13 protein-coding genes are annotated in these 14,151 nt (G+C 48.9%); 6 read left to right on the forward strand and 7 right to left on the reverse strand.

Translation table 11 applies throughout. The features are described 5' to 3' along the window. Window positions 1-198 precede the first annotated feature (198 nt). Both sohB and ACYZZ0_RS00555 read left to right on the forward strand, forming a co-directional pair. On the forward strand, window positions 199-1,263 hold the full coding sequence (sohB, locus tag ACYZZ0_RS00550; protein WP_461534614.1) for a protease SohB: 1,065 nt from the start codon (window positions 199-201) through the stop codon (window positions 1,261-1,263). A gap of 38 nt (window positions 1,264-1,301) precedes the next feature. Next, window positions 1,302-2,312, forward strand: a complete 1,011-nt coding sequence (locus tag ACYZZ0_RS00555; protein ID WP_461534615.1) for an oxidoreductase — start codon at window positions 1,302-1,304, stop codon at window positions 2,310-2,312. 20 nt (window positions 2,313-2,332) lie between these two features. Here the strand turns inward: ACYZZ0_RS00555 and ACYZZ0_RS00560 are convergent, their stop codons facing one another. Beyond that, on the reverse strand, window positions 2,333-3,292 hold the full coding sequence (locus ACYZZ0_RS00560; RefSeq protein ID WP_461534616.1) for an AraC family transcriptional regulator: 960 nt from the start codon (window positions 3,290-3,292) through the stop codon (window positions 2,333-2,335). A gap of 854 nt (window positions 3,293-4,146) precedes the next feature. Between ACYZZ0_RS00560 and ACYZZ0_RS00565 the strand changes: the two genes are divergently transcribed. Further along, window positions 4,147-5,199, forward strand: coding sequence for a hypothetical protein (locus ACYZZ0_RS00565; protein ID WP_461534617.1), 1,053 nt, complete (start codon window positions 4,147-4,149; stop codon window positions 5,197-5,199). Window positions 5,200-5,244: 45 nt separating this feature from the next. On the opposite strand, the gene ACYZZ0_RS00570 is transcribed toward ACYZZ0_RS00565, so the two are convergent. From ACYZZ0_RS00570 to ACYZZ0_RS00580, 3 genes are all read right to left on the reverse strand, one after another. After that, window positions 5,245-6,414: a cation:proton antiporter gene (locus ACYZZ0_RS00570; RefSeq protein WP_461534618.1), complete on the reverse strand. Its 1,170-nt coding sequence runs from the start codon at window positions 6,412-6,414 to the stop codon at window positions 5,245-5,247. 427 nt (window positions 6,415-6,841) lie between these two features. Continuing rightward, window positions 6,842-7,333, reverse strand: coding sequence for a DUF934 domain-containing protein (locus tag ACYZZ0_RS00575; RefSeq protein WP_461534619.1), 492 nt, complete (start codon window positions 7,331-7,333; stop codon window positions 6,842-6,844). Then, window positions 7,317-8,975: a nitrite/sulfite reductase gene (locus ACYZZ0_RS00580; protein ID WP_461534620.1), complete on the reverse strand. Its 1,659-nt coding sequence runs from the start codon at window positions 8,973-8,975 to the stop codon at window positions 7,317-7,319. The genes ACYZZ0_RS00575 and ACYZZ0_RS00580 overlap by 17 nt, the downstream gene beginning before the upstream one ends. Before the next feature lie 411 nt (window positions 8,976-9,386). Here ACYZZ0_RS00580 and ACYZZ0_RS00585 point away from each other — a divergent pair, with 411 nt between their 5' ends. Together ACYZZ0_RS00585 and ACYZZ0_RS00590 are read left to right on the forward strand one after the other, a co-directional pair. Next, window positions 9,387-10,736 (forward strand): Fic family protein, encoded by a 1,350-nt coding sequence (locus ACYZZ0_RS00585; protein WP_461534621.1) that lies wholly within the window; start codon window positions 9,387-9,389, stop codon window positions 10,734-10,736. 315 nt (window positions 10,737-11,051) lie between these two features. Further along, window positions 11,052-11,240 carry a zf-TFIIB domain-containing protein gene (locus ACYZZ0_RS00590; RefSeq protein WP_461535421.1) on the forward strand — a complete coding sequence of 63 codons (189 nt, stop codon included), beginning with the start codon at window positions 11,052-11,054 and terminating at the stop codon, window positions 11,238-11,240. Window positions 11,241-11,265: 25 nt separating this feature from the next. Here the strand turns inward: ACYZZ0_RS00590 and ACYZZ0_RS00595 are convergent, their stop codons facing one another. Further along, the gene (locus tag ACYZZ0_RS00595) at window positions 11,266-12,417 is read right to left on the reverse strand and encodes an aromatic ring-hydroxylating oxygenase subunit alpha (protein ID WP_461534622.1); all 1,152 of its coding nucleotides are present in this window, start codon (window positions 12,415-12,417) and stop codon (window positions 11,266-11,268) included. 39 nt (window positions 12,418-12,456) lie between these two features. Next, window positions 12,457-13,305 (reverse strand): CvfB family protein, encoded by an 849-nt coding sequence (locus ACYZZ0_RS00600; protein ID WP_461534623.1) that lies wholly within the window; start codon window positions 13,303-13,305, stop codon window positions 12,457-12,459. A 114-nt stretch (window positions 13,306-13,419) separates the two neighbouring features. Between ACYZZ0_RS00600 and ACYZZ0_RS00605 the strand changes: the two genes are divergently transcribed. After that, a complete protein-coding gene (locus ACYZZ0_RS00605) occupies window positions 13,420-13,632 on the forward strand; it encodes a hypothetical protein (protein ID WP_461534624.1) in 213 nt (70 codons plus the stop codon). Between the two features lie 15 nt (window positions 13,633-13,647). Here ACYZZ0_RS00605 and ACYZZ0_RS00610 read toward each other — a convergent pair whose 3' ends face one another. After that, window positions 13,648-13,866 carry a DUF2970 domain-containing protein gene (locus tag ACYZZ0_RS00610; RefSeq protein WP_461534625.1) on the reverse strand — a complete coding sequence of 73 codons (219 nt, stop codon included), beginning with the start codon at window positions 13,864-13,866 and terminating at the stop codon, window positions 13,648-13,650. Window positions 13,867-14,151: the final 285 nt, after the last annotated feature.

Below are 14,151 nucleotides of genomic sequence, written 5' to 3' on the forward strand. Positions count from 1 at the left end.
AGAGAAGTACCCAGACATTTACTTTCAGATATTTTGGTGGCGCCTTTTTCCACCCTTGCTGCGTTGCAGCTTTGGTCACGTAGCTATGGCTACGCTCCCGACGCTGCGCCTTGAAGGATGAAAAAATCCACACACCAAAATATTCGAAAGTAAATGCCCGGGCACTTGTCACTGAATAATCAGAGTACATATCAGGAGATGATGTTGGAATTCCTTGCAGAGTACGGACTCTTTCTTGCAAAAACATTAACAGTACTGGCGTTTATTGTTGCGGTTGTCGGCCTGGTCGGCAGCATGGGACAGAAAGCCAAGAAGCACGCTGCCGGACATCTGGAAGTCCGCAAGCTCAATAAAGAATTTGAAGGTGCCCAGGACAGCCTGCGTCATGTTGTGCTGGAGCCCGAAGTCTACAAAAAAGAAGCAAAGAACAAAGATAAAGAAGAGAAGAAAGCCAAAAAAGAGCGTAAGAAAGAGCTCAAAAATGAAGAGGCCGAGGACAACACCCGCAAGCGCCTGTATGTGCTGGACTTTGACGGTGATATCAAGGCTTCTGCGGTATCCGGCCTGAGAGAAGAAATTACTGCGGTACTGGGTCTTGCCCGGCCGCAGGATGAAGTGCTGGTTCGGCTGGAAAGCCCCGGTGGTATTGTGCCCGGCTATGGTCTGGCGGCATCCCAGCTGGTGCGTATTCGCAATAAAAAGATTCATCTGACCGTTGCGGTCGATAAAGTGGCTGCCAGCGGTGGTTACATGATGGCCTGTAATGCGGATAAAATAATAGCAGCACCTTTTGCGGTTCTGGGTTCCATCGGTGTTATTGCCCAGCTGCCCAACTTTAACCGGCTGCTGAAAAAGCACGATGTTGATATCGAAATGCATACCGCGGGTGAATACAAGCGCACGTTGACCATGTTCGGTGAAAACACCGAGAAAGGGCGGCAGAAATTCCTCGAAGATCTGGAAGACACTCATGTGCTGTTCAAGGAATTTGTCAGCGAGCAGCGTCCGCAGCTGGATATTGAAAAGGTGGCGACCGGTGAAATCTGGTATGGCCGCAAAGCTGTGGAAGAACAGCTGGTGGATGAAATCATGACCAGCGACGAGTACATTATGGATCGCCTGGAAGACTACGATATTTTCCAGATCAAGCACCATGCCCGCGTCACTGTTGCTGAAAAACTGGGGCTGGCAACCGGTGCCATGGCGGAGCGCCTGCTGACATCTGCCCAGAGCCGGCTGGCGGCTATGCGATTCTTTAACTGATTTCTGAATGGATGCAGCACAGGGAGCGGAAACCGGATATGGCCGCATTTGAGAGTTCATTTAAAGCTCTTTGGGTAGAACAGCCCGAGCATGACTCGGTACCTGAAGTGTCAGTGATTACCCGTAGTACATCGGATCTCCCTGCCGGAGAGCTGTTGGTTCGAGTGGAATGGTCCTCGCTGAATTTCAAGGATGCCCTGTCGGTCAAGGGTAACCGCGGAGTCACCAAGCAATACCCTCACACGCCCGGCATTGATGCTGCGGGCTATGTGGAAGTCTCCGACTCTCCGCAATTCAAACCCGGCGATGCGGTGATCATTACCGGTTATGATCTGGGAATGAATACTGCCGGCGGGTTTGGAGGTTATATCCGGGTACCTGCTGAATGGGCTGTAGCCCTGCCGGAAGGTATGAGCCTGAAGGACTCCATGGCTTATGGCACCGCGGGTTTAACCGCTGCGCTGTGTCTGGAGAAACTGGAAACTGCGGGAATGAAGCCGGGGCCGGGTGATATCTTTGTGACCGGTGCCACCGGTGGTGTCGGCAGCCTGAGTATCTCCATGCTGTCCGGACTGGGCTACAGCGTGGCAGCCAGTACCGGAAAGTTGGAACATGCCCAGTATCTGACCAGCTTGGGTGCAACCAAGATTGTTGACCGGGAAACCATCAGTGATGGTGCCGAGAAAGCGCTGTTGAAAGAACAGTGGGCCGGTGCGATTGATACCGTTGGTGGTGATATTCTGTTTAACGTTATCAAGTCTCTGAAATACGGAGCAAGTGTCGCTTGTTGTGGCATGGTGTCGTCACCCAGCTTCGGGGCTACGGTGTTTCCGTTTATTCTGCGCAACGTCAATCTGCTGGGGGTGGACTCTGCCCGTCAGCCGGCTGAAGCGCGGCAGCGGGTATGGAGCCGGCTGGCCGGAGATCTGAAGCTGAAAAATCTGGATCGCATCACCACTGAGGTCGATCTGCATCAGCTACCGGATGCCATTGAGCAGATTTTCCGTGCCCGACAGATTGGCCGTGTTGTGTTACGCCACGACCATTAACATGTCCGTAACTCTGTGGGTTATGCTCCTATAAGTTGTAGTGAGTTGCCCACAGCATCTGACCAGCTATCAGTCTGTTTATCGCTTGGCTGTCTGTTGTTTGATTTTCTGCTGTCCCGGTTACGCAGTGTCTGCGAAGGCAGCTCATCAAACAACCGGTTATAGTCCGCCGCAAACCGTCCGAACTCGATAAAACCCCAGCGCAGGGCAATATCCGATATTCGGGTTTGACTGTCCTCAGCTTTCAGCAAATCTTCCCGGGCACCATTCAGGCGTACAAATCTCATATATTGAATCGGTGTAACACCGAACTGCTCCCGAAAACCGTATTCCAGACTGCGCTGGCTCATGCGGGCGATGGCGCAGAGCTCTGGAATGGTTGGAAGATCTCTGGCGGTCGCTTTGAGATAGTCAACCACCTGCCGGACTCCGCGCAAGCGTTTGGTTTTTCGTACGATGGTTTGCGGGGATTCAGATGCTGAAGTCAGTGCATCTACCGTTAACTGCATAATCTGGCTGTCGAGCATGGCAAGGATATGATCGCTTTCCAGAATGAAAGGTCGTTGCTCAACCAGTTTAAAGAGATAGTTCATACCGTTTTTGTAGGCATTGATGCTTTCCAGACTCATCTGGCGTGTCTGGCTGACAAACCATGCCGGCGAGGTGTCACGTCCTGAAAGCAGATATGCATTTTTTTCCAGTAACCTGGCATCAACAACGCTGGATATATAATCGAGCCGGTTTGGAATATACATGTTCCATTCCCCGCCGGTGCCCTGCAACAATTCATTGCCGGTAAATTCACGTCCGCAGAACTTTGAATCCGGTGCTGTAAACAGTATCGCCGCGAGCGGGAAAAAATGGCCGGGAGGTGCAGCCTCTATCTGCATACCGGCATACAGTTCCTCGCGGACAAGAATAGTGTTTTCAAGTTTTATTTCGGCAAGATGGCCGCGAATACTCCCGGGTTTCAGCTTCAAATAACGGCGATTTCTTCCAATATCTGAAAAATTCAGTTGGTCAGTGTCACATACCTGCGTGTATTTCAGGCTCGGAACGTTATTTTGCGGAAATTGCATACTCATACTTGGCAGTTTTTTATATGCTGGGTGCGTCTTGTTATAGATAGAGTGCTGACCGGATTTTATAGGCTTTTCATCCTTGATGAGAGTTGTTTTTGGTACTTTGTACTAAAAAGGCCTGTTCTGGAGTAATGCGGCAGTGTTTCAGGGATGATGCTTTGAGCAGGGATGCTCTTCCTTGTTGTGGTTCCCCGTGAACCGGAAGATCAGCCGGGTATCGTCCGATTCGAGATAGATGTCAGGACACAGGCATTCTGGTAGCTCTGCTGCTTGCCAGTGCTTCGTTGTTGTCACTTTTTATACTTTCCCCTGGGTATAGATTCAAAACACCACATTCAATCAACCGATGTCGTCAGAAGAGCTGTTGCTGAATGCTAATGCTCTTCAGACCTTTAACGGGTTCAGTCTGGTGTGGGCAGTTACTCCATCGTCTGACAGTTCAATAATGTAGGGAGCGTTCTCAATTAAACATATGACCAGTTCATCACGCAAACTCTCAGGCAAGGCGAACGGTGAAGGGCATGGTGGTATGTTCGAGCCGTTCAACGCGGTATGAGAGTTTGCGTGATGAACCCGAAGGGCCACTCATGGTTTACGCCAGAACCGCGTTGCTCACTGTTTATGTGGAATCACCACACCGCACAGTTCGCGCCTTGCCTGACGTAAACCATGAGCGGCTGGTCATATGTTTAATTGAGAACGCTCCCTAATAACTCAATAAAAATAAATCACTCATATTCCGGCGAAAATTAATGCGAAAAAATAAAACAATATTAAGCAAAGCTGTCTGGGGACTGGCAGTCTCATTCCTTTTGGCCATGACATCCTGGGCAAATGCCAGACCTCCCGTTGTTATCCATATCGGCTCCGGAGATATGCTCGCTGGTTTTGCCGGTGATGCTGAACCTTCCGTCAAAGTGTCTTCTGCAGAATTCGCGCGACATGGTGTTATTGAAGACTGGGCCGGTTTTGAGAAAGCGATCGCTGAAGTTTATGACCAGCTGGGAGCAAACCCTGAACGACAACCTGTTCTTATGTCTTCAGTCTCACTGAACCCGGCTTTCAAACGTCAAAAAATGCTGGAAATCATGTATGAAAAGTTCCGGGTGCCGGGCTATCACGCGATGAATGAAGCTCTTTTATCTCTGTTTGCCAGTGGTCGAACAACCGGTCTTGTGGTGCTTTCCGGGCAGGGTGGGACATATACTGTGCCGATTGAGGATGGATATCCTCTGGTGCATGCAATCATTCGGCTGGATCTGGCCAAGGTTGATGTTGATCGCAAAATGCAGTCGCTGTTAAAGGCCGAGGGTAAAAATGTTGCACTGGATGCTGCCGGTGAAATTGTTGCCGAGCTGGGCTACATATCCACCAACTACGAGCAGGATATGAAGGCAGGCAGTCCGACAGAAACTTACAGAGGCATTGCTGTTGGCAAGCCCCGGTTTGCTGCGCTGGAAACCATGTTCAAGCCGGAGTTGATCAGCATGAAGAGTGCCGGACTTGCTGAAACTGCGTATAACTCGGTGATGAAATGTGACGTTGATTTGCGCAAGGAACTTTATGCAAATGTGGTGCTGGCAGGTGTGAATACCCGCTATCCGGGCATGGCCGAGCGAATGAAGAAGGAGCTGGCTTCTCTTGCACCTTCAACCATGAAAATCAAAATCATTGCATCGCCGGAACGACATATTTCATCGTGGATCGGTGGCAGTATTTTTGCTGAGATGAGTGCTTTCCCGAGGGTTATGACAACCCTGGAAGAATATGAAGAACACGGTTCTGCTATTGCTCTCAAAAACTGATACAGGAAAATGGCAAGAAGGATATCTCTTCTTGCCATTTTTGCTTTAGTCCCTTCTCAGCTTCTCCGATACCGCAATCGGGCTCTCGAATTTAAACACCACAATATAAGAAGAGATCAGCAGGGTCAGAATGGCTGTGGCCTGAATAACATGGGCAACCACCGGTCCAACCATACCGATACTGAGCGCCAGGGTGGCAATCAGGATCGAGAACTCACTGGTCTGGCCCAGACGAAAACCAATTTCCCACGCTGTTTTCGGTGTTTCGCTTACCTTCTGCAGGGTATAACGGAAAGCAACCGGCTTGAGCGCCATGCATACGGCAGCCAGTATCAGGGTCGGCACAAACACTTCCGGTAACAGGCTGAGATTGAAGCTGGCACCAGTAGAGAAGAAGAACAGCACCAGAAAGAAATCTCGCAACGGTTTCAGACTGATTGCGATGTACTGGGCAATCGGGCTGGTGGCAATGGTAATACCGGCGATAAAGGCCCCGATCTCCGCAGACAACCCACAGGCATGCGCCAGTTCTGCCATGCCCAGACACCAGCCAATGGCTACCAGAAACAGATATTCATGGAACCGGTCAAACCGCTGCATCAGCGGCAGCAATACATATTTTACAAACAGCAGCGAGCCGACAATCAGGGCAGGTAGCGTCAGCAGGGTCAGCAACAGGGAATAGGCAGTCGGCTGATCAGATTGACCGTTGTAAAGTACCAGCAACACGACAATGGCAATCAAATCCTGCAACAGCAGCAGGCTGACCATCAGCTCACCGGTATGCTTGTGATGCAGCACCGTGGTTGGCAGCAGCTTGATACCGATAATAGTACTGGAGAACATCATGGTAGCGCCGATCAGCAGGCACTCAATGATGTCGTAACCAAAGGCCATGCCAAACAGATAACCGGCACCAAAAAAGACACTGGAGGTAATCACTCCGGTTACAGCGGTCTTGCGCAGCATATGGGCCAGATGGGATGGCTGCATATCCAGCCCCAGCAGGAACAGCAGGAAGATAATGCCGATATGGGCAATATCGTTCATTAACTGGGTATCAGTCACAAACTCCAGCCCGTAAGGGCCAAGCAGTGCACCCAGCGCAATATAGGCCACAAGCAGTGGCTGCCGGGTATAGAGTGCCACCGAGGCTAATACCGCAGCACCGGAGAAAATAAGAAAAAAGGAAAAGACGATTGAGCCCGAGTCCATCAGCTGTCTCTCTTTTGTAATACCGAAAACACCATCCGGTCAGCGCTCTGACAGCGGTATTTCCTGCTCACGGCCATATTGAGGCTCAGCTGACGCACATTTATTGTACTCAGCCAAAGCTCTTGCTTTGGCCCTGCGGGTGACTCGTAAAGCGGTCATCCGACTGCGTTGGACTTATACAGACATAGAACCACTATGCCAGCATAAGCCCGCCTTGCGTATGACCGCTTTACGAGCCACTGAGCACCATAAATGTGCGTCAGCTGAACCTGAAAAAACAGTATAAGAAACTGGGGCAAGAACTACTATGGCAGAAAAGAAGATAAGGGCGGGAATGAAAGAATCTTCACCTGCCTGACAGCAATGGGGATACTGACAACAGCGGCAGGTGAAGTTGGCTGACTGGAATGTTTTAAATCAGAGCCGGTCAGGCGGCTCCGACTCTGAACAAGGGCGCTTTATCGTTTGCGCCCTGATAGCTCAGGCTGAAAGCTTCCAGCCCCTGCAATGCTTCCTCGATGCAGCGATCACTGCGAACTGCGTAGGCATTGAAGCCGCAGCGGAGCATAAAGAACAGCTGATCCAGTAATACATCGCCAATAGCGCGCAGCTCACCGGTATAACCCAGACGCTCGCGAATCAGGCGGCCGGAAGAGTAACCGCGGCCATCACTGAAAACCGGGAAGTTAACTGCAACAGCAGCGGCGTCTTCCAGCTGGTCTTTCAACTCAAACGGATCCTGATCGGAATCGATCCAGACACCATATTCATTTTCTGCGGCCAGCTTCAGTTCCTTCCGCTGCAGCCACAACTGCAACGGAAGCAGCAGATTACCCTCAGGAAGATCACCTTCTGCATCTTTGGCAACCACCGTAAAGGAATCAGAAACGATCTGCTTGTCTTTAATTATGCGGCGCATAGATTCGCTCCTTGAACGGGGTGATGCCAATCCGGCGGGCAGTATCAATAAACCGTTCTTCCGGGGTACGCTGATCGACATAAACCTTCAGAATCTTGTCGATGGCATCAACCACGGTATCGCGGCTGAAGGAAGGTCCGAGAATGCGTCCCAGGGAAGCATCGTTGCCTGCATTGCCGCCAACCTGAATCTGGTAAAACTCTTCGCCTTTCTTGTCCACGCCGAGAATCCCGATATGGCCCACATGGTGGTGACCACAGGCATTCATGCAGCCAGAGATATTCAGGTCCAGATCACCGATATCATGCAGGTAATCCAGATCATCAAACCGGCGCTGGATTTCATCGGCAACTGGCAGTGACTTGGCATTGGCCAGCGCACAGAAGTCGCCACCGGGGCAGCAGATCACATCAGTCAGCAAGCCCAGGTTAGGGGTTGCCAGTCCGGTTTCGCGCAGTTTCAGCCAAAGAGGGTACAGCTGATCCTGACGCACATCGGCCAGTACCAGATTCTGTTCGTGAGTCACCCGCACTTCACCGAAGCTGTAGCTGTCGGCCAGCTCAGCAATGGTTTCCAGCTGGGCCGCATCGGCATCGCCCGGTGCTGTCGCAGCGGCTTTCAATGTCAGGGTAACCGAGGCATAGCCGGGGACTTTATGTGCCCGCACATTACGCTCGACCCAGTTACGGAAACCACGGTGTTCCTGCAGATCGGCCAGATAGGAAGCAGACTGAGCCGGCAGCACATCATAATCCGGTGCAGTAAAGCCCTGACCCACACGGTCGACTTCGGTTGCCGGAATTGTGCCCGGACCCTCTTTCAGATGCGCCCATTCTTCTTCAACCAGGCTGCGGAACTTGTCCATGCCCAGCGCCTTGACCAGAATCTTGATCCGCGCCTTGTACTTGTTGTCCCGACGACCAAAGCGGTTATAAACCCGCAGAATGGCTTCCTGATAAGTCAGGATATGCTGCCATGGCAGGAATTCACACAGGGTGGAGCCCAGCATCGGTGTCCGTCCGAGGCCGCCGCCAACCAGTACTTCAAAACCGGTTTCGCCCTGATCGTTTTTAACAATCTGCAAACCGATATCATGTACCCGGATTGCCGCCCGATCAGACTCAGTACCACTGACTGCAATCTTGAATTTACGCGGCAGGAAGGCAAATTCCGGATGGAACGTGGTCCACTGGCGAATCACTTCACACCAGGCCCGCGGATCTTCAATCTCATCCTGCGCCACACCGGCATAAGCATCGGTGGTAACGTTACGCATACAGTTACCACTGGTCTGGATCGCATGCATCTCGACCCCGGCCAGCTCTTCCAGAATATCCGGCACATCTTCCAGCTTGGGCCAGTTCAGCTGCACATTCTGCCGGGTAGTGAAGTGTACGTACCCTTTGTCGTATTTGCGGGATACCTCTGCCAGCTTGCGCAGCTGGACACTGCTCAGCATGCCGTAGGGAATGGCAATCCGCAGCATCGGCGCAAAGCGCTGGATATACAGGCCATTCTGCAGCCGCAACGGCAGAAACTCGTCTTCGCTTAGCTTACCTTCGAGGTAGCGATCCGTCTGGCCCCGAAACTGGCGCACACGTTCGGCTACAATCGTCCGGTCGTTGTCATTATAAGTGTACATTGTTGGACTTTGGATACAGGAATCAGATAGTACTGAGGCGGACGATAGCAGGTTGTTTTTATGCGCTTAAGTATTATTTATCGATATGTATATAGCATAAACGAATAAAGCACTTGGCTGTCCAAGATTGTACTTTGGGTTTGTTTCTGTAGCTGTATGAGAGTAGCTAACAGAATTACATGTGTTGAGAAAAGAAAATATTGCAGGTGTGAGTGCAGGGAGATTTTTATATGCACTATCAATAAATTTATAGTTAATTTTAATGTTGAGGTGGAGCCGAAATCAGCATATTTATATTGTCATGGTTTGTTACTATCACTATAGCTAGCTTCATTATCTTAAAACGCTTGACTTGGGGTGTTTTATTGCCAAACTTATGATATAAACGCAAATTTTGAAAATTGAGTTGAAATGGCTAAGGCAAGAGTTGAAAGAGCTCCTAAGTTTGATTTTAAAGAGTTCGACTACAAAAAATCTGCACAGTATCTCTCTGAGTACGATGTGACGGATAAAAAGGGCCGTTATCTTCATTGGGATCTATTAAAATGGCGTGTTCCCACAAAGGAAGCTAAAGCGATATGGGAAACAGTAAAGTTTAAGCGTTTCCTGCAAATGAAATTTGTTGAGCTATGCGATGAAAACGACCAAGTTTTTAGCTATTGCATCCCTCACTCCATGGAAGCAAAACTACATAAAGTAATTAAAATTGCGGGTGGTAGCGTTGCTTCTGTTGCTGGAAATATGGCTTCAGATAATATTCAGAGTAAATACTTAGTGTCATCTTTGATCATGGAAGAAGCGATCACTAGTGCCCAGTTGGAAGGTGCATCTACTACTAGGGAGGTCGCAAAAAAGATGCTGGAGGAGGAGCGAGATCCTATGGATGAAGATGAAAGGATGATTCTTAATAATTACTTCCTTCTCAAGTATGCAGAAAAAGTTAGTCATGAAGACTTAACGGTCGATATGATTTTGGAGTTTCATAGAATTGCTACTACTGGTACTACAGAAAACAATGTTATACCGGGAGAGTTTAGAGATAAAAATGATATATATGTTGAAGATGATCGAGGTGAAATAGCACACCAGCCCCCAAAGTATGAACTTATACCAGAAAGGCTTTTTGCTTTATGCATTTTTGCCAATACTGATCACTCTGGTGTGGATGGAAATAAATTTATAGCTCCAGTAATAAAAGCAATTATTTTGCATTTTATGCTTGGTTATGAACATCCATTTAGGGATGGTAATGGCAGAACAGCTAGAGCTTTATTTTATTGGTTTATGCTAAGGAATGAATATGATTTATTTAAATATGTTTCAATTAGTAAACTATTGAAGGAAGACCCTAAAGGTTATGGACTTTCTTATCTTTATACAGAAAAAGATCAAAATGATTTAACGTATTTTATCGATTTTCAACTTGATATTATTCTTTCATCTTTTGATGATCTGCAAAGATATTTGAAAAGCAAAACAGATGAATTTAACCAAGTTTTAGAAATTCTTGAGAGCTCTAGGTTTAGTAATATCTTGAATTTTGTTCAAAAAGATTTGGTAAAAAAAGCAACTAAAGAGCCAGGAAGGATCTTTACAGTTAAAGAAATTTCAAACTCATATGTCATTTCTGAAAATACTGCAAGGTCATATTTGAATCAGCTTGTGAAGCATAAGTTGCTTCTTGACACAAAAGATGGAAGAACTCGCCTATATTTATCTCCATCTGACTTAAGGTCTAGGTTGTCAGAAGGAAAAGTATAAGCAAATTAGTGATGCCTGTAGCATGTTTGATTTCTCCCTGAATGTAGAAGGGTATGTGCTCGCGACTTTATGAGCGGAATTGATGTATATTTTTGGCATTAACAAATGAATTGCTCTAATTGTTAGGAAAGGTTAAGAATCGAAATCTATAGAGATAATAAAGTACCTTGTATGTTTCTATTGTGAGGGAACCTGGGTAGAAAATCTGAACTGGATACAGGACTGGTTGTCGACGTCGCCAAAAATATTGAAGCTACAACTGGATTACCCTGCCCAAGCTATGAAGATCAAACGCTGTCACATGCAGTAGAGAATATCGAGTTGGATTATTGTCAAAAGTGTGAGGGTATCTTCTTCGACAAGGGAGAGCTTGAAGCCCTATCTCCAGACTTCAAGGCTATGGACGGGGTAGAAGTTGCCTCTGATGCTCTGAAAGCTCTAGCTGTTATCGTTGTTGTTACTAAAGCTGTGACGTCATGGTTCAGTTTTCTCAATGACGACTAAGCGTGAGGGTTTCAGGCATACCCACTTATTTTTTAAATAAATGGGTATGCTCGGAAGAGAAGGGGTTGTCAGTATCCGAGCCAAAAAGCCGTGATGCCAAAAACTGGTGGAAGTCGACAATAATTCGCTCCATCTCCACCAGTTTGCCACCTTTCCCTTTACGTGATGACATGCCCCGCTGAACCCGCTCACAAATCACCTTGTCTTCAGCAAAAAAGGCCTGGGTAAAGCTTTTGGAAGACTTGCTCTCTTTACCGGATGATTTGCTGGATAGATAGCCGGAACGCACCCGGGTTTCGTCAGGCCCCTGCGGTAAGACACAGAGCCAGCTGAGGGATTCTTTGTCCAGAATGGCGATCATCGAAGGTGGCACCGAAATCAGCATATAGTGATTCCATGCTTCGGGATAACTGCCCATCAGCCATTTCATCAAACTGCCGGAATAACCCTTGATTTCACCGGCGGTCAGGGTCCATTCGGCAGAGCCGGTGACATAGAAACTGGTTTTGGTGGGGGTAATGGTTTCCAGCGTTTGCTTGTGTACCTTGAACAGGTGATAGCTTTCCATCCCGTTTTCCATCACCAGCTTCCAGTTGGCCTGCCAGTTGTCGGTATCCGGTTGGGAACAGCGATCGAATGTTTCCGGTTCAAAGATGGCGGTATAGTCGCCAATATGGCCCAGCCTTTCGGCCAGCGATCGGGGGTTATCCGCCAGATTAACAAAGACCAGCCCCAGCCAGCTTTCAATATGAAACCGTGGCAGGCAATGGCTGGCTTTATCCACCGGAGTGTTGCCCGGAAACGGCACACCTTTCAGTTCGCCCTGATCGTTATAGGTCCAGGCATGGTAGGGGCAGACAATGTTTTTCTGCAGCTTGCCAAACCCCTCATCCAGTAACGGCGTGCCCCGGTGGCGACAGTTATTGGACATCACCCGTAACTGGCCATCTTCGCCGCGAATAATCGCAATCGCTTCACCGGCCAGACTCAGGGCGTAGTAATCACCCGGGTTGGCCAGTTCCTGTTCGGCACAGACAAATACCCAGTCATTGCTGAATATTCTGTCGGCCTCCAGCTGATACACGTCCGGTTGATGATAGCTCTCAAACGGCAGTGATTCTGCTGTGTCCAGGCTGGCGCTGGCGGCCTGACGATAGGCTTCGATTACATTATTCATCGAAAGATAGCCGTTACCGGTAGCTTTTATTCAGAATGCTCAGACGATATGTATTCCATCATTTTCGATTCTGATCAAGCGCTGCTTGTACAATCCGCCAATGGCATGCTTGAAGTTACGCTTGCTGACACCGAACATTTTCTTGATCAGTTCCGGGTTGCTCTTGTCGTGCAGTGGCAGGTGGCCGTTGTTCTGCTTCAGCTTTTCCAGAATCTGCTGGCCCAGATCACTAATACCGGACTTGTCGTATCCCGGCTTGGTCAGGCTGAGGTCGATCTTGCCATCCGGACGAACCCGCTTGATAAAGCCCTTGCCGCTGAAGCCGGTTGAGACATTTTCTGGCAGGTCGTTGTGGAACAGTACGCCCCAGTGCTTGTCATTGATAATGGTGGTGTAACCGATTTCTGTGCGATCGCAGACCAACAGCGACACTTCCTGGCCGGTGCGGTAACGGGCGGGCTCCTGGTTCAGGAACTTGTCGATTTTGGAGGAGCCGACAATACGGTTGGTGTGGGCATCCAGATAGAGGAAGACCACAACCAGCTGGTCTTGCTGCAGTTTGTTCTTCTGCTGGCCGTAGGGAATCATCAGATCCTTGGGCAGACCCCAGTCGGCAAAGGCGCCGGCATTATTGACGTCAATTACCTCGAGGCAGGCAAAATCACCGACCTGGGCCTTGGGTGTTTCAGTGGTGGCAATCAGGTCATCTTCCGAGTCGAGGTAGATAAAGACCCGCATGATATCGCCGATCTTGCAACGTTCCGGTACATAGCGCAGGGGCAGCAGAATATTGCCATGCTCGCCGCCATCCAGATAGACACCGAAGTCTACCTCTTTGATAACTTCAAGATTGTTGTACCGACCAATCTGTACCGCGGTCTGAGACATGTAGGAAGACCTGATTAACACTATGAATGAGGGGCGCGGAGTATATCACTTTCAGCGTCATTGAATCATCGGGTGGACTACTATAAGTTCAATCAATGAGGAAACGGTAAAATCATGCAGCACGCACCTCGTACGGATGCAGGCTCCGGACCCGGGCCGGATACTGACGGGACATCAACTGAACTCACAAAAACAACAACAGAAGAGAGCAGCAATATGGTGGCAGAACATCACGATGACAGTGACAGCCGGCTGGATGCCTTTGCGGCCACAGCCCTGATCCTGATTGCGGTTTTTACCGCGCTGTTCTGGGTGGCTGGGCAGTAAGGCAAGATCAGGATGTCAGCCTGGGATGACCAGGCTGACTATCAGGGCGAGCACCAGAACAAAGCCGGCAGTGAAGATAATGCCGGCAATGATAAAGTGGGATGGCTTACCCTGGGTGAAGTCAGCTTCACGCCTGCGGTTACTTTGAACACCAAAAGCCGCGGCAAAAACACTTTGGATAACATTGAGCCAACCCAGGGGTTTCGGATCTGCTCTATCATTGCTCTTTGTCATGATGTTGTATTCAGGCTTGGTTGATCCCAGTATAACGCCGGAAACTGTCAACTTTAAACTATTGCTTATTTTTGCAAAGTTACTTTGTTTTCATAAAAAATGATTTGAAATGCATGTTGTTCGCTGTATTCAGCTTGTTTTATTAGTTTCTTTTTTTATTCAGGTAATCCCTGTCGTAGCAGGAGGAAAAAAACTGGTTGATTGGTCAATCAGCTTTTGTAATCAGGCCCCTTTAAGCGATCAGTACAAACCGTTAACTGCTTTTCCCTATCCGGATGTAATAGG

Origin of the sequence: Spongorhabdus nitratireducens, assembly GCA_947387575.1 — a bacterium.
GTDB lineage: Bacteria > Pseudomonadota > Gammaproteobacteria > Pseudomonadales > Endozoicomonadaceae > CANDOC01.